Raw genomic sequence first — 16,706 nt, 5'->3', positions numbered from 1 at the left:
CGTCCTCGCAAGATGTTTAAAAGGGTGGCTCGGAAGGGCCCGAGGTAGATGGCCGCGCTGATGGGAACGTGGGGCCGTAACACGCGCCCTTGTAGATGATGTAATTCCAGTCCGGGTCGCAATCCTTTAATTTCACGTCTAACTTCACCCAGCATCCGCCATTGATGGGGATTTGTGTTTTGCTTGGGCAGCGGCCAGAAGCATCTGTTCGTGTCTGGCCTGGGATGGGTCTGGGCGGAAGATCTACAGCGATGGTTGACCACGCAGATGGAGCCCGCCGCAGGGGGCTCGGGGCCGTCAATGCGGAGTCTCCGACGGCCACTGTGCCACCATCCTTCACTCCCTCGGACTTGGATGCGTGAGCCTGCTCGGTTCTCTCGGAGTCTCCGCGCAGCATCCACATGGCGCCAAGTGCCAAGGCGCTTCCCAGGGAGCCTGCTACCGTGAACCTTGACCACCGAGTCCACCTGGATGCTTGAGGCACGGCGTGGTGGGTGCCAGCTCCAGCGTCGCTGGACTGGAAGTCCTCCTGGGCCACAAGTGGCAAGTCTGCCTCGGGGCCTGCCTGGGTGGCGGCCCGTGTCAGCGCTTCGGCCAGTGCTTGGGGGCTACCGCGTGCCTCGGGCTGCACGGCCAGCATCTGGGATACAAGCGCGCTCAACTCCGCGCAGCATCGAACGTTGACTGCGCATGGCAGGTGAACCCCCGGGCCCTTCGGATTCCAGGCGTGGAGCGCATCATCCAGCTGCGCCGTTGCGAGCGGGTACTCGCCGGTCACGAGCCGATAGGCTGTTACCCCCAGGGCGAAGACATCATCCGCGGGTCCGGGCGCGTAGGCGGAAGTCGACTCACGCGTGGGATGCCGCGCCGAGCGCCACGCCTCGGGTGAGCGATAGGGAGGCGTCCCCGGAGGAAACGGCGGTGGCGTGAGGGGGGCGGCACCTACGTAGTGTCCTGACCCGAAGTCGATCAAGAAGACCTGGTCGTCCGTAGCACGCACCAGCACGTTGTATTCCTTCACATCTCTGTGGACCCCGCCCGCGGCATGGGTGGCCTCAAGCGCGCTCGCGAGGCTGGCGAGGACGTTGAGCACCTGCCGCGAGGTGGGGCGTCGCACTCGCCCCCACTCGGATAGGGACACGCCCTCTATCCACTCCATGGCGAGGTAGGGGTGCGTGGCGCCCGCCGCTTGCTGCCAGCTCCCATGGTCCACCAGGCGCGGAACGCTCCGATGGCGGATCCGAGAGAGCAGCTCCGCTTCGCGAGCGAAGCGCTCATCGCTTAGGTGCAGTGCGACTTTGAGCGCAACGGGAGCCGAGTGGCCTGCTGCGTGGATTGCACGATAGACGGCGCCGTAGGTTCCCCAACCTCGGCGCTCCAACACGCGCCACCGCCCTATGCGTGTTCCTGGTGGCAGACGTGCTGGATTCAGGTTGCCAAGTCCCATTGCAGACCCCGTGCAAAGAGGAGGGGCGCTACGCTGGCGGCGAGCCTACTGGTTGGAACAGAGGGTGTCAGGGCATCTCCCGGTCGGCGTGCGCCCAGGGGCCCGGTGCTACGTCGACGACCCGTTGCCACGCCGGGGCGGGCGGGTGCTGGTGGTGCTCTCCGGCGGGAACAGCCAGCCGTCCGTGTCGCGCGGCGCGCTGTTGCTGGTCCGCGACGTCTCCGAGGGCTCCAGGTGCAGGCCCCGGCAGCCGCGGCACCAGGACTGGGGCCGGCGCTCACCGCGCATGATGCGGTAGCCGAAGTCCTGCGCCGTGGGGCCTCTGTGGCCGCAGCGGGGGCAGGTGCTCAGGGACGTGACGCCCGTCTCCTTCGCCTTCTGCTTGCCATGCTCCACCACCAGCGCCAGCGCCGCGGCGAACCCCACCCGCCGCTCCGAGGCGACGTGGAAGCGCCGGGCGCGCTTGCGGCCCTTGCCGCCCAGCACCGGTTCCAGGTCCATGCCCCCAAGCAGGTTGCGCTGCTCGAGGATGCGCGTCGAAGAGCTGTTCGCGGTCGAGTGGCTCACAAGAGCACTCATACCGGGGCGGTCTGACATGCCCTGTGGAGGAGGATGCCTGCCTGCCCTCGCCTCGAAGGGGCACTGAACGAAAGTTCAATGAATCCGAGGCTCTACGCATCCGCCCCTGCCGGTAGGACGCCGGCTACTCCCCGCCGTCCGTGCCGGACATGCCGCCGCCGGCCTCGCTGGTGCCGAAGACGGGAGTGCCGCCGGGCAGGCTCGGGTCATGCGGGAGGCTGCCGCGCGGGCTGCGCAGGTAGACGAAGGGCGTGGCGAACAGGAAGTTGGACACGCGCGACGTGTAGATGTCCGCGTACCGCTCCACCTGCCGAGCCAAGTGGCTCTTGTCATTGCCCGCGCGCGTCAGCAGGCCCCAGATGGGATTGGACAGCTCGGTGGCCGCGCGCGCCAGGGGCCCCAGCTCCGCGTCCAGCGCCTCCAGCTCCGTGCGCAGCGTGGCCTGCCGCGCCACCAGCTCCGTCTCCGTCGGCGTGTCCGTGCGCGGGCCGTACTGGAAGCGCCGCCGCTGGAGCTCCAGGCGAATCTGGCGGCTCTCCGCCTCCAGCCGCTCCTTCACCACCATGCGCTCGGCCAGCCGGGACTCCGTGGCGCGGAACGAGGCGATGGCGCGCACCTCGTCCTCCAGCTCGCGCAGGATGAGCGCCGTGCGCCAGCGCAGCACGTTCTTCGTCACGTGCACGTCGCCGAACATGTGGTCGCCCACGTAGAGAATCTGGTCACCGTTCATGCCCAGGTGGCGCTCCAGCTCCACCGCGCTGCCGCCGAAGTACGGCGTGCCGGGCTTGAAGGGGCCTGAGTGCGGACGCAGCAGCGCCTCGCCGCTGGACTCCACGACTTCAAAGAGCGACGAGCGCGTGGTGAAGAACTCCGGCTTGCGCGCGGAGACAATCACCACGTCGAAGAGCTGCCGCCACGTCATGCCGTCCGGCAGGTGCCGGTCGAAGGCGAAGTGCATCATGGGCTCGGTGTAGGCCCACTCGCTGTTGGTGATGAGCAGCAGCTTCTTGCCGGCGTTGCGCTGGTCCAGCAGCGCCAGCGGCGTCTCCGGGTCGTCGATGACGTAGCGCTCCGGGTCGGCGATGATCTCCGCCTTCAGCCGCCCCTGCATGTGCGCGGCGTCCAGGTTCTTGCGCACGTGCTCATAGAGGTCCGAATAGCCCATGGGGCCGGGGAGCTGGCCGGCGTCCAGCCGGTCCACGAGCTGCGCGTAGATGCACGCCTCCGACAGCGAGAAGAGCGTGTTGAGGAACACCCAGCGCCGCTCATGCAGGTCGATGATGGTGCGCGCGTATTCGTCACGCTGGGCCTCGAAGCTCATGGCCTGCGTGCCGTGCAGCGCCTTCTTCACGAAGCCGAAGCGGTTGGCCTTGAGGAGGTTGCCCTTCTCCGTGTCGATGATGAGGCCGCGCATCGACAGCTCGGGGTCGAACGACAGGTCCGCCACCGGCCAGCCCTGCTCCACGAGCCGGTCGCGGATGTGCTCGTAGGCGCGGCGCTCCCACGCCTCCACATGGTAGTGGATGAGCGTGTAATCCATGTCGTAACCCACCGCCTTGATGGCGCGCAGGTTGAGGGTGCGGTTGCAGAACAGTCCGCGCTCGGGCGGGGGACCAGGAATGAACGTGCTCATGGCCCCCCTGGCTTGCCCCGGAGCGCGCGAAAAGTCACTGCTTTCGTCAGGGCCCGTCCGCTGGACGGCAGAGGTCCAGCGGCACCCCGGCCGGCTCAGGCCTGCTTCGCGAGCTCCGCGTCGATGGCGGCCAGCAGGCGCGCGTCGTCCGCGGCGACGTCCGGCGCGAACCGCGCGGTGACGCGGCCGTCACGCCCGACGAGGAACTTCTCGAAGTTCCACTGCACCTCCGGCACGGGGTTGGCGGTGATGCCGTAGCCCTGGAGCCGGCTGCGCATGGGGCCTTCGCCCACGGCGTCCGGGATGGCGCCCGTCAGCGCGTGGTAGAGCGGGTGCTTGTCCGCGCCCACCACCGAAGTCTTGGAGAACAGCGGGAACTTCACGTCGTAGGTCAGCGTGCAGAAGTCCTTGATTTCCGACTCGCTGCCCGGCTCCTGGCCCAGGAAGTCGTTGGCCGGGAAGCCCAGCACCTCGAAGCCCTCGGCGCGCTTGCGCTCGTAGAGCTTCTCCAGGCCTTCGTACTGCGGCGTCAAACCGCACTTGGAGGCCACGTTGACCACCAGCAGGACCTTGCCCTTGAACTGGCCGAGCGACTGCGGGGCACCGTCAATGGACTTGAGGGGAATGTCGTAGAGGTTCTGGCTCATGCCACACCCTATAACCGCTCGGTGGGGCGTAGGCCGGGGAGATTGTAAAATCCAGAATTGACGACTATCCATCACCTCCTTCCAACCTTTCCCCACTGGAGGTCTGCCCATGTCGTGGACGATTCGGAGCCTGCTCCTTGGTGTCTTCCTGCTGTCCGGCTGCAAGCACACGGGAGGCGGCGGCGTCACCCCCACCCCGGCGCAGCCGCAGGCCTGTGATGCGCAGCAGGCGCAAATCTCCCGCGAGGCCGACGAGCGCGCCAGCCCGTGGAGCGTGGAGCAACACCTGGCGAAGAACTTCCCCGGGAAGAAGGTGTCGTGGCTGATGACGGACTCCGCGTACCAGAACTTCGTGGTGAAGCCGAACGCGCGGAACTTTGGCCGCTGCAATGACAGTGGCTGCTACCTGTTCGCCGCGCCGTCGGAGACCATCCAGGCCGCCGTCGAGAAGTCGATGGTGGACGGCGCGCATGACCCGGCGGTGATTGGCCAGGCGCTGGGCCTGCCGGCGAAGAACTTCGAGGGCCCGCTGCGGATGATGACGCTGGACCTGGCGGCCACCGGCGTGTGCGTGCGCCTGCCCGTGGACAGCGACCTGGGCGTGTGGAAGTGCACCAGCGAGGCGGACACGGACTGCTTCAAGTTCGGTGGCTACACCTCTGGCGGCGTGCCGGAGTTGATGGTCATCGACGCGCCCGTCTCCCAGGCGGTGGTGACGGAGATTCCGTGAGCGAGGAGCAGGTCCTCATCCAGAGCCCGCTGATGTACCGGCTGGTGCGCTCGGCGGAAGGGGCGCTCTTCCTCGACGTGGTCGTGGGAGGCATCGCCCAGTTCACGGTGCGGGTGGTCCTCACCGCCCAGGAAGCGGACGCCTACGGCCGGCTGGGCCGCCCCTACGCCGACCGTCTGGCAATGGATGTCATGGCCAGCCCGGCGTTCGGTGGGCGGGCCATCCGCGTGCCGTAGGGCGCGGTGTGGCATTGCCGCCCCGGGCCATCTTGGATGGTGGCTCGGGGGCAGAGCTTGCGTGGGCCCGTTGCACATTCGTGAATGTGCCGCCGCGCCTGGGTGTCGGAGGCTGACGTGACGTCACCACCGGCCCGAGCCGCGAAGGAAGCTTGCATGAAGATGCTGTGGAGTGGGGCGGCCCTGTCCGCCTGTGTGCTGGGGCTCGCCGCCGGAGCAGCCCGCGCCGAAGAGGCGTGGAAGACGGTGGCGGAGAAGCCCTACGTGGTGAAGGTCCGCGCGCGCCCGGGCTCCGAGGCCAAGGACGTGTGGGCGGAGGGCGAGCTGGCCGCGAGCGCCGCGGACGTCCAGGCGGTGCTGCGGGACGTGGACGCCTACCGGCGCTGGATGCCGTATGTGAAGGAGTCCCGCATCCTGAAGGACCTTCCGGACGAAGGGCAGCGCACGTACACGAAGCTGGACCTGCCGGTGGTGTCCTCGCGCGACTACGTCTGCGACGTGGTGCTGGAGTCGAAGCTGGCGGAGGACGGCTCGGGGGTGTTCGCGCAGCGCTGGCAGGCGACGCCGGACGCCATCCCCCAGCGGCGCGGCACGGTGCGCCTCCGGCTCAACGAGGGGAGCTGGCGTGTGGAGCCTCGCGGCGAAGGGAAGTCCCATGCCGTGTACCGCTTCAGCGTGGACCCGGCCGGCTCCATCCCTGGCTTCCTGGCGCGCATGGGGCAGAAGGACGCCGTGGAGGACACGTTCCGCGCGGTGGAGAAGCGCGCCCGGGAACGCGCCGCGTCCCGTGCGAAAGCGAAGTGACGCCGGTGCGCCGCAACCGATGCGGGGCCCTGGCCGGAGTGCGCAAGCCTTGCGCGCCTCCAGGAAGCTCGCGACGCGCACCGCAAGGCACGCTTCCTGAAAGCATTACCCGGCGCTGGGCCGCGGGGCCTGCGGTGGCCGCGGTGGGAGGCGAACGTGGAGCTGCTGGCTCGGGAGGCCCAGGAAGCACTGCGGCAACGCAGCCGTCGGCTGCGCGCTCGGGCCTCGTCGGGGGGAGGGGGCCTGTCCTTCACCCAGGCGGAGGCGCAGGAGCTGCGGGACATCGAGGAGGCGCTGACACGCATTGCCCAGGGCGAGTTCGGCCGCTGCGCGCGCTGCGGCGGGGCCATTGGCCGGCACCGGCTGCGCGCTGTCCCAGAGGCCCGGCACTGCCTGACGTGTGCTGCCCTGGCGCGCTGAAGGCCCGCTCCCTGCCCGGGCGGGCGGGGTTGCCTGGCGCGCAGTGACGCCGCCCCGCCTGGGAAAGAAGCCGTGCATGGGTGCGTGTCTAGGGGTATAGACACGCCCGACATGTGTCCCATGGTGAAGACCGAAGACCTGATTGACGCTCAGGCGGTGGCCGGGTTGCTGCGCCTGCGCCACTCCAACAGCGTCAGCACCTACCTGCGCCGCTATCCCGACATGCCCCGGCCCGTCCTGGACCTGGGAACGGGGCGGCCCCGGCTTTGGCTTCGTCCCCAGGTGGTGCGCTGGATGCGCGCCCGTAAGCCCGAGCAGCTTCGCGCTGGAGGTGAGTCATGACTACCGCCGTTCCCCGTACCCCGCCCGCCGTGCTTCCGGGGCCCAACGACACCTGCTGGTGTGGCAGTGGCACCAAGTACAAGAAGTGCCACCGCGGCGCGGATGCCGTCGAGGCGCGCAAGAAGGGCCCGGACGTCCTCCGCAAGGGCGTCCGCCCGGGCGTCATCAGCCCCCGCCGCGAGGTGCCGCTCCACATCCCCCGGCCGGACTACGCGCTGACGGGCCGTCCGTCGCGCAAGGACGTGGGCTCCGACATCAAGACGCCGGACGTCATCGCCCGCATGCGCAAGGCGTGCAAGGCCGCCGCCGAGGTGCTGCGGGAGGTGGGGTCGCACGTGCGTCCGGGCATCACCACGGACGAGCTGGATGCGATTACCCACGAGGCTTACATCCAGCGGGGCGGGTACCCGAGCACGCTCAACTACCACCGCTATCCGAAGTCGCTCTGCTCGTCCGTGAACGAGGTCATCTGCCACGGCATCCCGGACAGCCGGGCGCTGGAGGACGGCGATATCGTCAACCTGGACGTCACCATCTTCCTGGATGGCGTGCACGGTGACTGCTCGGCGACGTTCTTCGTGGGCAACGTGGACGAGGAGAGCCAGCGGCTGGTGCGCGTGACGCGCGAGTGCCTGGAGAAGGGCATCGCCGCGGTGAAGCCGGGCCGGCCCATCAGCGACATCGGCCGCGCGATTGAGACGCATGCCACCCAGAACGGCATGAGCGTGGTGCGCGCCTACTGCGGCCACGGCATCGGCGAGACGTTCCACACCTCGCTCCAGATTCCGCACTACTACGAGGCCGAGGCCGACACCGTCATGCAGCCCGGCATGATTTTCACCGTCGAGCCGATGATCAACCTGGGCGGCTGGGGTCACCGCACCTGGGATGACGAGTGGACCGCCGTCACCGCCGACGGCAGCCGCAGCGCCCAGTTCGAGCACACCCTGCTCGTCACCGAGCAGGGCGCGGAAATCCTCACCGTGCCGTGAGCCCGTGGACGCGCGCGGCCGGGCTCTTCCGGCCGTGCGCTCCGGGTTCTCAAGGCGCGTTGCGCGCCAGGAACACCTTGTACTGAAGTGACACGAAGAGGGTGCGAGGCTCCACCAGTCCCGCCCTCGCGAACATGTCGAAGAGCGCGGCGTCGGACGGGATGGGCTTCATCAGGGCGGACATCTGGCGTCGCCGCTCCAGCGCCTCCGGGGAGACGCCGCAGGCCCGCAACCGCCGCAGCTCGAGGTTCGTCAGCACGGGGTCCATGCCGACGCGGCAGCCCAGGACCAGCGGCGCTCCCGGCTTGAGCCGCCGCGTCACCTCGCGCAGCAGCGCCATGCGGGCCTCCTCTCCCTCCACGTGGTGGAGGACGCCCATCACCTGCGCGCCGTCGAACGGGGCGCTGGCGGGCAGGGTGTGCAGCTCGCCCTGGTGCAGGTGGGTGCGCGAGCGCAGCCCTTCGTCCTCCAGCCGCTTGCGGGCGACGGCGAGCATGGGCTCCGAAGGCTCCACGCCCGTGAAGCGCCAGCCCGGAACCTCGAAGCGGTGGTAGGGCACCAGCTCCGCGCCCGTGCCCACGCCCACGAAGAGGATGGCTGCGGCGTCCTGCCCGTCGAGCTGGGCTGTCAGCGCGGTGGCGCCGAGTTCATAGACGGCCGGCGCGCCCGCGAGGTTGATGGCGGCCTGGGCGTCGTAGTGGGGGGCGCGGTCCGCGCCGAAGCCCGCCACGACGAGGTGGTGGGCGGAGTGCTCATGCGTCATGAGGGGACCTCGGGTGAAAGCAGATGGACCCCGAGGATGCGCCGCGGCTTCGATGTTCGGGAGAGCGGGGGTTCAGGTTGAATCGGCGGGGACGCGCGCCCGGGCTCACTCCTCCTTCACCCAGGCGCGGAGCTTCGGGCAGGGCAGGGTCGTGGCGAGCGACTCCTCCATGCTGCGCTCATAAATCGTGATGGCGCTCGCCACGTCGGAGCCCGCGATGTCTCCAACCGCCTTCATGGCACCGCGGATGCCCGGGTCGACGTGCGCGCCGTGCTCGGCGAGGAAGCGCTTGATGGTGGCGCGCCATTCCGCGCCGGCCCGCGGCTGTTGAGTGACTTTCAGTGCGGAGAGGGCCTTGCAGAGGCCGCTGTAGAAGTCACGCAACCGGGTGGCTGCCGCCGTCCGTTCCGCCTCCGTGGTCCGGAACCGCGCCCACAGCTCGACCTGCACCCGCTCGTCAGGGTTCGCTGCGAAGCGCGGGAAGGACCAGGCCTTCAGCTTCTCCTCCGCGCAGCCGGTGTCGAGGAACATCGACCGCACGTCATAGGCTTCCGGTCCCCTGTCTTCCTCCAGAATCGTGCCGTCCGGCTTCAGGGTGAAGCGCATCCGGAGGCGGTCATCCGTGTCGGGTGACGGCTTCCAGGGCACGAACTCCAGGGCGTTGTCCTCCTTGCGCTGGATGGAGACCAGGCGCATGCAGGAGGCCAGCGTCTGGCGTTGGCTGTCGAAGGCGCGCCGCACGGCATCAGGTGAAAGGCCCGGCGAGGTCTCCACCCGTTCCGCCGGGGAGACCTCCGCGGCTTGAGCGGTGAGGAGCGAAGACACGAGCGTGATGAGCGCGGCGAGGCGGCGACAGTCAGGGGCGCTGGGCATGATGGCGCGGACGATAGCAAGTCGGGGAATGGCACGGACTATCGGACAGGGGCCTCATGCTCCCGCGCTGGAGGCGTGCACGGCGGATGGGCCGGGGTGCGCTGCATCATGCAGAAGCGCGAGGGCCTCAGCGCCTGCATCACCACGTGTCCGGAGCGTTCCAGGCGGAGGGTGTCGCCGGGGTGTAGCACGTAATCCTTCGCATCCCCTTCGCAGGTGAGCCACAGCAGGCCCTCGCGGCACGTCAGCGTCAGGGGCTGTCCGCTCCGAGGGTGCTCGCTCCACAAGGCGCCCTGGGCCAGGTGAACCGGGCCCAGGCTCCGCGCGGGCGCTGCTTCAAACCGCAGCCAGTTCGTCACCCTCCTCATCCAGTCCCACATCGCCGCGTCCTCCGTGGAGGCCAACATGCGTCGGGCGGCGGATGCGGAACAGATTCAGTCCATTGTGATTGTTACCAGTACAGTTCTGCTCCAACGAACTGTACCGGTCGCTGTCAGTGGGAGCTGTATCTGGGCAACGGGCCCGTTCTCGTCTCCGATGCTGGCCGTGATGGATGCGGCTCACTTTGGGAGGAGCCATGGGCGCGGTGGCACACAAGACGAAGCTCTACGAACAGGTGGCGGAGCGGCTCGCGGAGGCCATCTCCGCGGGCACCTTGCAGCCTGGAGACAGGCTGCCGTCCGTGCGGCAGCTCAGCCTGCGCGAACGGGTGAGCATCTCCACCGTCCTCCAGGCCTACCTGCACCTGGAGTCCCTGGGGCTCATCGAGACGCGCCCGCAGTCCGGCCACTACGTGCGCCGCCGTGAGCGCCCCCGGCTGGCGGAGCCCCAGGTGTCCCGGCCCGCGGCCAGCGCCACCGCCGTCACCGTGAGCGGGCTCGTCGCGAGCGTCTATCAATCCATGGGGGACGAGCGCATGGTGAAGCTGGGCGCCGCCTCGCCTTCGCCGGAGCTGCTGCCCGTCCGCAGGCTGTACCGCGAGCTGAACGCGCTCAGCCGCGAAGCGCGCGACCGGAGCATCCTGTACGACGTGCTGCCCGGGTGTCTGGAGTTGCGCCAGCAGCTCGCGCGCCGCTCCCTGGACTGGGGCTGCTCGCTGTCCGCGGACGACTTCATCACCACCTTCGGCACGTCCGAGGCCATCCACCTGTGCCTGCTCGCGGTGGCGCGGCCCGGGGACACCATCGCCATCGAGTCCCCCGCGTACTATGGGACGTTGCAGGCCATCGAGGCGCTGGGCCTGCGCGCGCTGGAGATTCCCTGCTGCCCGCGCAATGGCATGCAGATGGAGGCGCTGGAGGCGGCGCTGACGCGGCGGCGCATCGCGGCGGTCCTGGTGGTGCCCAGCTTCAGCAACCCGGTGGGGAGCTGCATGCCCGACGTGCGGCGCCAGCGGCTGGTGAACCTGCTGGATGCGCATGACGTGCCGCTCATCGAGGACGACATCTACGGCGACCTGCACTTCGACGCCGAGCGCCCGCGCTCATGCAAGGCGTTCGACACGCGCGGGAACGTGCTGCTGTGCAGCTCGTTCTCGAAGACGCTCGCGCCGGGGTTTCGCGTGGGCTACGTGGCGCCGGGCCGCTTCCGGGAGCGGGTGGAGTTGCTCAAGTTCTCCACCTCCGTGGCGACCGCCACGGTGCTCCAGTATGCGATTGCGCGCTTCCTTCAGAGTGGAGGCTACGACAGACACCTGCGCTCCCTGCGCCGCCGGCTCGCCGCACAGGTGGAGCGCACGGCGGAGGCCGTGGCGGAGTCCTTCCCCGAAGGCACGCGCGTGACGCGGCCCACGGGCGGCGCCCTGCTCTGGGTGGAGCTGCCGCGGCAGGTGGACTCGCTGGCGCTGCACGCGAAGGCCCTGGAGGCGGGCATCAGCATCGCCCCGGGGCCCATCTTCTCCGCGCGGATGGAGTCGTACCGCCACTGCTTCCGGCTGAGCTGTGGCCACCCGTGGACGCCGCGCATCGAGGCGGCGCTGTCCACGCTGGGGGCGCTGGCGCGCGGCCTGGTCTAACGCGCGAACAGCAGGCCCGCGCCTTCCCGGGCCGCCCGGTCGACGGCGCGGGCGATGGCGTCAATCGCCGGGGCGGGTGCGCCTCCCCGGCCGGTCCGTGTCAGCTTCAGGCGGAGCGCCGTCATGAAGCGGCCCTTGCCGGTGAGCGGCGGGTAGTCGGGGGCCTCGCCCAGGTGCTGGCGCAGGTCGTCGCGCACCTGCCGGACCTCGTTGGACGTCCAGTAGCCCATGGAGGGGAAGTTGCGCCGCAGGCCGATGCCCTCCGCCACCACGCGGTCCGGGGCCCGGCCCCAGACGAGGTGCCGCCACAGCTCGAACGTCCGCTTGGGACAGTTCACCGCGATGACGACGTCCGAGGCGCGGACCTGCTTGTCGGTGGGCTTGAGGTCCGTCGCCAGCTCCATGCCCTCCGGGGTGCCCGCCTCGTCGCGAGTGAAGTAGTCGGACAGCTCGTCGAGCAGGTCCAGCATCGTGTCCGCGTGGCGGGTGGGGGGCTTGCGCAGGGACTCGGAGCCCTGCTGGAGCAGGTGGTCCACGAAGGCGAGGAGGGCCTTGAGCTCCTCGTCCGAATCGATGTCGGCCAGCTCCTCCGCGCTCAGGTGCTCCGTGTTCTCCCGCCAGAGCCATTCGCGGAAGGCCGCGAGCCGGGCTGGGGTCAGCAGGGGCACGAGTCCTTCAGGAGGCGTCAGATAGATGAAGACCGGGGCGCTCATGGCCCCTGTCTACTCCGGACTTGGGCGCCTGGGGATGGCAGAGGCGCTTCCGGGACGGCGGGCGGCACGGCTCACACGCGGATGGGAGGCTCGATGAGCACGGGCGCGGTGGCCTTCGGGTCATCCGGGTCGAGCGCGGGCGCGTAAGGCCCCGCGTGAGTCTCCTTCCACTTGCGAGGCACGCGTTCGAGGCCCACGGGGAAGACGGTGAGCCGCCCGTCTTCACCGATGCGCAGGCGCAGGAAGTTCTTCCAGTCCGGGAGCGCGAGCGAGATGAAGGCCTCGTTGGAGTGCGCGCCGAAGCGGTTCACGCTCAGCCACAGGTACAGGCCCATGACGAAGGGCCCCACCAGGAAGCCGCCCAGGAAGGTGAAGCCCGACGACAGCAGGAACTTGCCCGCCAGGTGCCACCAGCCCGCCTCGCAGTGGATGCCGTCCGCGGAGATTTCTGGGCACACGCCCAGGCAGCTCACCGTGAAGTAGGTGGCGCCCCAGGCCACGAAGAAGGCCGCGGCGATGTGCCCGAGCCCATGGAGCGTACCCGCCAGCGTGCGCCACTTGCCGAAGGTCGAGTCCGCCAGCCCGATGAGCCCGGCGATGGTGCCCATGCCCAGCACCAGTGTCCACGGCCGGGCCACCATGCTGTTGGCCACCGCGAGGATGACGTCCGAGAGCTGTGACATTCCGAAGGAGCCCACCTCCGCGTAGGCCGCCAGCGCCAGCAGCAGGTACAGCGCGCCCGTCAACAAACCGAACAGCGGACTGTGACGGATGAGCAGCAGGTTCTGCCGGGCCAGCTTCCGGGACGTCCATTCGTCCGGGAAGCTCTTCTGCAGCGTGTAGCCGTCCCGCAGGACGTGGGCGGAGGGCGCGTGCGTGGGGTGGAGGAACGCGCCGCCGCCGCCCGCGGTGATTTTCTGCCGCCCGCCGGCGTCCTCGTGCCGCCGGTAGTGGTGCAAATCGCCCGCGAGGAAGACGTTGATGCGCCGGCCGAACACCTTCTCCTGGAGGTACTCCAGGTTGTTCTCCAGGTAGCTGCCCTTGCGCCGCTCGGTGGCGGCCAGAATCCAGGCGGGCTCCGCGTTGCAGAGGATGATGCGGTCGTCGGGGCCCATGTGGCTGGCCACTTCGCGGAAGTACTCCACCTGCGGCACGTCGATGTCGCTGTTGAGCTGCACGTCCGTGCCGATGAGCCACCACCGCTGGGGCAGCTTCAGCGCGAAGTAGCTGCGGCTCTGCCGCGTGCGCCGGCCGGCAATCCACCGGTTCGCGCAGAACAGCCGCAGGAAGGCGCCGAGCCCATCGTACCAGTCATGGTTGCCCGGAATCACGAACAGGTCCGGGCTGGGCGCATGCGAGCGCCGCATGGCCGCCTCATAGGGCTGCACCAGTCGCTCGTCGTACACCTCGCGGCTGGCGCCGGGATACACGCCGTCACCGCCGAAGACGAGCAGCCGTCCTCGCTGCGTGGCGTGGGGCTCCCCGGAGGGCTGGCCCTGCACGGGCAGCGTCAGCTCCGGCAGCGCCAGCAGCCGCGCCACCGCGTAGGTGGAGTTCCAGCCGTCGCCGGTGTCCGACACGTAGTCCAGCCAGAAGCCGCCCTCGGGCATCGGCTCTTGCGAGTAGTCGAAGTAGGGCACCTGCGGCCGCACCACCGCTTCGATGAGCCGCTGGTCCGCGCGCGCGCCGAAGACAGCCGCCACCACCGCGTCCAGGCCCGTGCGCAAGAGCTGCGCGGGATGAAGCCAGCGCACCATGTCCGCCCGCTTCTGGCGATGCGCCGCCAGGCTCCGGTCCGACCGCGGCAGGCCCTCGCGCGGGGACAAGGCGTAGGGGCGCAAATCCTGGGCGGGGAGGTCCGCTCGTGGCGGCTCCAGCGGCTCCAACGGCTCGCGCTCAGCGGCCATGAGCGGACTGCTCCAGGACGGGGCCGGAAGGGACGGTGGAGCCGAGCCCGGGGGCCGCGGGCGAGGACGTGTGGAGTCGTGAACGCATGGCTGTCCTGGATTACCACGGCCGTGGCCCTCGCCTGGAGGCCAGGCGGGCGCGGTTCGCGGTTCCCTGGGGCCGCCGGGTGGGGCACCCTGGGGGCATGCCGGACTCGCCGCTCAAGGACTTCCCGGTGGTTGTCTCCTTCCCCCTCCACTGGGGGGAGATGGACGCCTTCGGCCACGCCAACAACACGCGCACGTTCACCTGGTTCGAGACCGCCCGCATCCACTACTTCGCGCGCATCGGCCTGACGGGCCCGTCAGGCGCCGGGGACGCGCGGACGAACCGCGACGGCGTGGGCCCCATCCTGAAGGCCACCAACGCGGAGTACCTGCGTCCCGTCCTCTTCCCCACGCGCCTGGTGGCCGGCTGCCGTGCCACCCGCATCGGCACGTCCTCCCTCACCCTGGAGCACGCGGTGGCCGGAGAGGACGACGGCGTCGTCTACACCCGGGGCAGCTGTGTCATCGTCACCCTGCGCTACGCCACGCACGAGAAGGTCCCCGTGCCGCCGGAGCTCCGCGCGGCCATCGAGGCGCTCGAGGGGCGCTCCTTCAGCTCGTGAGTGAGCGGCGGTCTCCGAGCGGCGCGCCGTCCATGAGCGACCTGGCGCTGGGGTTCTACGAGGGCATGGCGGAGGAGTATCACCTGCTCTTCGCCAACTGGCCGCAGACCGTGGAGCGGCAGGGCGCCATGCTGGACGCGCTGCTGCGCCGCTGCGAGGCGCCGCCGCCCCGGCGCGTGCTGGACTGCGCGTGTGGCATTGGCACCCAGGCGCTGGGGCTGGCGGGCCGTGGCTACACCGTCCATGCCACCGACTTGAGCCCCGCCGCCGTGGCGCGCGCCGAGCGCGAGGCGCGCGCGCTGAACGTGCACCTCACCACGGGCGTGGCGGACCTGCGCACGCTGGACGCGCAGGTGGAGGGCACCTTCCCGGTGGTGCTGGCGCTGGACAACGCGGTGACGCACCTGCTGACGGACGAGGACCTGGACGCGGCGGCGCGCGCCATGACGTCGAAGCTGGCGCCCGGCGGGCTGGTGGCGCTGAGCGTGCGCGACGCCGACGCGCTGGCGCAGAGCCAGCCCCGCTTCACCTCGGAGCGGCTCCTGGAGGCGCCCGAGGGCCGCCGCATCCTCTTCCAAATCTGGGACTGGGCCGCGGACGGACGGACGTACACGGTGCGCCAGTTCATCCTCCGCCCCGAGGGCAAGGGCTGGCACACCACCGAGCACATCGGCGTGTACCGCGCGCTCCAGCGCGTGGATTTGGAGCGGGCGCTCACGCGCGCGGGGCTGATGGATACGCGCTGGCACACGCCGGAGGAGACGGGCTTCCATCAGCCCATCCTCACGGCGCGGCGGGCCTGAGCTTCCGCGGGGAGGCGGGCCGCTACTCGATGCGGCACGCCTCGCTGAAGTCCAGGCGCGGGTTGCGCGGGAAGAGCTTCTCCGCGTCGCCGTAGCCGAGGTTGATGAGGAAGTTGGACTTCCACTTCCCTTCCGGGAAGAACGCCGCGTCCGCCTTCGCGTTGTCGAAGCCCGCCATGGGGCCGCAGTCCAGGCCCAGCGCCCGCGCGGCGAGGATGAAGTAGCCGCCCTGCAGCGAGCTGTTCATGTAGGCCATCTTCTCCCGGACCTCGGCGGGGCTGCTCGCGATGCCCGTCTTCATGTCCCGCGCGGGGAAGAGCTGGGGCAGCTTCTCGTAGAACTCGGTGTCGTACGCGATGATGGCCGTCACCGGCGCGTTCATCGTCTTGTCCACGTTGCCCGGGGACAGGGTGGGCTTGAGCCGCTCCTTCGCCTCGCGGCTCTTCACGAAGACGATGCGCACCGGCTGCGAGTTGGCCGCCGTGGGCGCCATCCGGGTCAGCGCGTAGAGCTGCTGGAGGACGTCGTCCGCCACCGGCTTGTCGAGCCACGCGTTGTGGGTGCGGGCGTCGAGAAAGAGCTGGTTGAGCGCGTGGGTGTCGAGGCCGGCTTGCTGCGTTGCCATGGGCGATTCCCTTCCTCGAGGGGTCCGGCGCGTGACCTTCCTGGGGCCACCGCCATGGTCCTTCAGGTAATGGGGTCGCTTTTAATGTGCAAGTTACTTCCAAAAAGTAAGTGACTTGGGACTTCCGTGCCGGAGGCAGGGCGGCTCGCTATATTCGGAGGAGGAGGCGCCATGGAGCATTCGCCGACACGGTGTGTGCGGTTCGAGAAGGCCAGCGAGCTGATGGGGAAGCGCTGGACGGGCCTCATCCTGCGCATCCTGCTCGCGGGGCCCCGGCGCTTCGGCGAGCTGAGTGAGGAGATTGGCGGCATCAGCGAGCGCGTCCTGTCGGAGCGGCTCAAGGAGCTGGAGGCGGAGGGCGTGGTGTCGCGTCACGTGGACGCGGGGCCGCCCATCCGCGTGGCGTACCAGCTCACGGAGAAGGGACAGGCGCTGTGGAAGGTCGTGGATGAGCTGGCGCGGTGGGCGGAGCGCTGGGTGGACGTGAAACCGGCCTCCGCTGCTCGCAAGCGCAAGTCCGCGTGAGGC

Annotated in this window: 20 protein-coding genes; 10 read left to right on the top strand and 10 right to left on the bottom strand. The window is 69.6% G+C overall.

The window, feature by feature from the left end:
- Positions 1 to 16 precede the first annotated feature (16 nt).
- From KGD87_RS24640 to KGD87_RS24625, 4 genes are all read right to left on the bottom strand, one after another.
- On the bottom strand, positions 17 to 1,447 hold the full coding sequence (locus KGD87_RS24640) for a serine/threonine-protein kinase (protein WP_350099686.1): 1,431 nt from the start codon (positions 1,445 to 1,447) through the stop codon (positions 17 to 19).
- A 108-nt stretch (positions 1,448 to 1,555) separates the two neighbouring features.
- On the bottom strand, positions 1,556 to 2,044 hold the full coding sequence (locus KGD87_RS24635; RefSeq protein WP_284663034.1) for a hypothetical protein: 489 nt from the start codon (positions 2,042 to 2,044) through the stop codon (positions 1,556 to 1,558).
- Between the two features lie 106 nt (positions 2,045 to 2,150).
- Complete coding sequence (locus KGD87_RS24630; protein WP_284663033.1) at positions 2,151 to 3,659, bottom strand: HAD-IG family 5'-nucleotidase; 1,509 nt, start codon at positions 3,657 to 3,659, stop codon at positions 2,151 to 2,153.
- Positions 3,660 to 3,754: 95 nt separating this feature from the next.
- Positions 3,755 to 4,306: a glutathione peroxidase gene (locus KGD87_RS24625; protein ID WP_284663032.1), complete on the bottom strand. Its 552-nt coding sequence runs from the start codon at positions 4,304 to 4,306 to the stop codon at positions 3,755 to 3,757.
- 109 nt (positions 4,307 to 4,415) lie between these two features.
- Here KGD87_RS24625 and KGD87_RS24620 point away from each other — a divergent pair, with 109 nt between their 5' ends.
- From KGD87_RS24620 to map, 6 genes are all read left to right on the top strand, one after another.
- Positions 4,416 to 5,036, top strand: coding sequence for a hypothetical protein (locus tag KGD87_RS24620; protein WP_284663030.1), 621 nt, complete (start codon positions 4,416 to 4,418; stop codon positions 5,034 to 5,036).
- Positions 5,033 to 5,272 (top strand): hypothetical protein, encoded by a 240-nt coding sequence (locus tag KGD87_RS24615; RefSeq protein WP_163779011.1) that lies wholly within the window; start codon positions 5,033 to 5,035, stop codon positions 5,270 to 5,272. Before KGD87_RS24620 ends, KGD87_RS24615 begins: the two co-directional genes overlap by 4 nt.
- A gap of 156 nt (positions 5,273 to 5,428) precedes the next feature.
- Positions 5,429 to 6,076 carry an START domain-containing protein gene (locus KGD87_RS24610; RefSeq protein ID WP_284663028.1) on the top strand — a complete coding sequence of 216 codons (648 nt, stop codon included), beginning with the start codon at positions 5,429 to 5,431 and terminating at the stop codon, positions 6,074 to 6,076.
- Positions 6,077 to 6,232: 156 nt separating this feature from the next.
- Complete coding sequence (locus KGD87_RS24605; RefSeq protein WP_284663026.1) at positions 6,233 to 6,496, top strand: TraR/DksA family transcriptional regulator; 264 nt, start codon at positions 6,233 to 6,235, stop codon at positions 6,494 to 6,496.
- Between the two features lie 120 nt (positions 6,497 to 6,616).
- Positions 6,617 to 6,838: a hypothetical protein gene (locus KGD87_RS24600; protein WP_176420046.1), complete on the top strand. Its 222-nt coding sequence runs from the start codon at positions 6,617 to 6,619 to the stop codon at positions 6,836 to 6,838.
- Positions 6,835 to 7,830, top strand: a complete 996-nt coding sequence (gene map, locus KGD87_RS24595) for a type I methionyl aminopeptidase (RefSeq protein WP_284663023.1) — start codon at positions 6,835 to 6,837, stop codon at positions 7,828 to 7,830. The genes KGD87_RS24600 and map overlap by 4 nt, the downstream gene beginning before the upstream one ends.
- Before the next feature lie 49 nt (positions 7,831 to 7,879).
- Here map and KGD87_RS24590 read toward each other — a convergent pair whose 3' ends face one another.
- The 3 genes from KGD87_RS24590 to KGD87_RS24580 all read right to left on the bottom strand — a co-directional run bounded on the left by KGD87_RS24590 (position 7,880) and on the right by KGD87_RS24580 (position 9,834).
- Entirely contained in the window at positions 7,880 to 8,593 is a 714-nt protein-coding gene (locus KGD87_RS24590; RefSeq protein ID WP_284663021.1) for a class I SAM-dependent methyltransferase, read from the bottom strand.
- A gap of 105 nt (positions 8,594 to 8,698) precedes the next feature.
- Positions 8,699 to 9,466, bottom strand: a complete 768-nt coding sequence (locus KGD87_RS24585; protein ID WP_284663020.1) for a hypothetical protein — start codon at positions 9,464 to 9,466, stop codon at positions 8,699 to 8,701.
- A gap of 38 nt (positions 9,467 to 9,504) precedes the next feature.
- On the bottom strand, positions 9,505 to 9,834 hold the full coding sequence (locus tag KGD87_RS24580) for a DUF2917 domain-containing protein (protein ID WP_284663018.1): 330 nt from the start codon (positions 9,832 to 9,834) through the stop codon (positions 9,505 to 9,507).
- A 209-nt stretch (positions 9,835 to 10,043) separates the two neighbouring features.
- Between KGD87_RS24580 and KGD87_RS24575 the strand changes: the two genes are divergently transcribed.
- The gene (locus KGD87_RS24575; protein ID WP_284663017.1) at positions 10,044 to 11,480 is read left to right on the top strand and encodes an aminotransferase-like domain-containing protein; all 1,437 of its coding nucleotides are present in this window, start codon (positions 10,044 to 10,046) and stop codon (positions 11,478 to 11,480) included.
- On the opposite strand, the gene KGD87_RS24570 is transcribed toward KGD87_RS24575, so the two are convergent.
- Both KGD87_RS24570 and KGD87_RS24565 read right to left on the bottom strand, forming a co-directional pair.
- Positions 11,477 to 12,193 carry a hypothetical protein gene (locus KGD87_RS24570; protein ID WP_284663016.1) on the bottom strand — a complete coding sequence of 239 codons (717 nt, stop codon included), beginning with the start codon at positions 12,191 to 12,193 and terminating at the stop codon, positions 11,477 to 11,479. The genes KGD87_RS24575 and KGD87_RS24570 overlap by 4 nt on opposite strands.
- A gap of 71 nt (positions 12,194 to 12,264) precedes the next feature.
- Entirely contained in the window at positions 12,265 to 14,100 is a 1,836-nt protein-coding gene (locus KGD87_RS24565) for a metallophosphoesterase (protein WP_284663015.1), read from the bottom strand.
- A 185-nt stretch (positions 14,101 to 14,285) separates the two neighbouring features.
- On the opposite strand from KGD87_RS24565, the gene KGD87_RS24560 reads away from it, so the two are divergent.
- Together KGD87_RS24560 and KGD87_RS24555 are read left to right on the top strand one after the other, a co-directional pair.
- The gene (locus KGD87_RS24560) at positions 14,286 to 14,750 is read left to right on the top strand and encodes an acyl-CoA thioesterase (RefSeq protein ID WP_176411037.1); all 465 of its coding nucleotides are present in this window, start codon (positions 14,286 to 14,288) and stop codon (positions 14,748 to 14,750) included.
- 32 nt (positions 14,751 to 14,782) lie between these two features.
- Positions 14,783 to 15,553, top strand: coding sequence for a class I SAM-dependent methyltransferase (locus KGD87_RS24555; RefSeq protein ID WP_284663013.1), 771 nt, complete (start codon positions 14,783 to 14,785; stop codon positions 15,551 to 15,553).
- Positions 15,554 to 15,575: 22 nt separating this feature from the next.
- Here KGD87_RS24555 and KGD87_RS24550 read toward each other — a convergent pair whose 3' ends face one another.
- Positions 15,576 to 16,178 (bottom strand): malonic semialdehyde reductase, encoded by a 603-nt coding sequence (locus KGD87_RS24550; protein ID WP_284663011.1) that lies wholly within the window; start codon positions 16,176 to 16,178, stop codon positions 15,576 to 15,578.
- A 171-nt stretch (positions 16,179 to 16,349) separates the two neighbouring features.
- Between KGD87_RS24550 and KGD87_RS24545 the strand changes: the two genes are divergently transcribed.
- The gene (locus KGD87_RS24545) at positions 16,350 to 16,703 is read left to right on the top strand and encodes a winged helix-turn-helix transcriptional regulator (protein WP_163779052.1); all 354 of its coding nucleotides are present in this window, start codon (positions 16,350 to 16,352) and stop codon (positions 16,701 to 16,703) included.
- The last annotated feature ends 3 nt before the right edge of the window (positions 16,704 to 16,706 follow it).

Origin of the sequence: Myxococcus sp. SDU36 (genome assembly GCF_030168875.1) — a bacterium.
GTDB lineage: Bacteria > Myxococcota > Myxococcia > Myxococcales > Myxococcaceae > Myxococcus > Myxococcus vastator.
The sequence above is the reverse complement of the archived record's forward strand: the minus strand, read 5'-3'. Positions and strand labels throughout refer to the sequence as shown.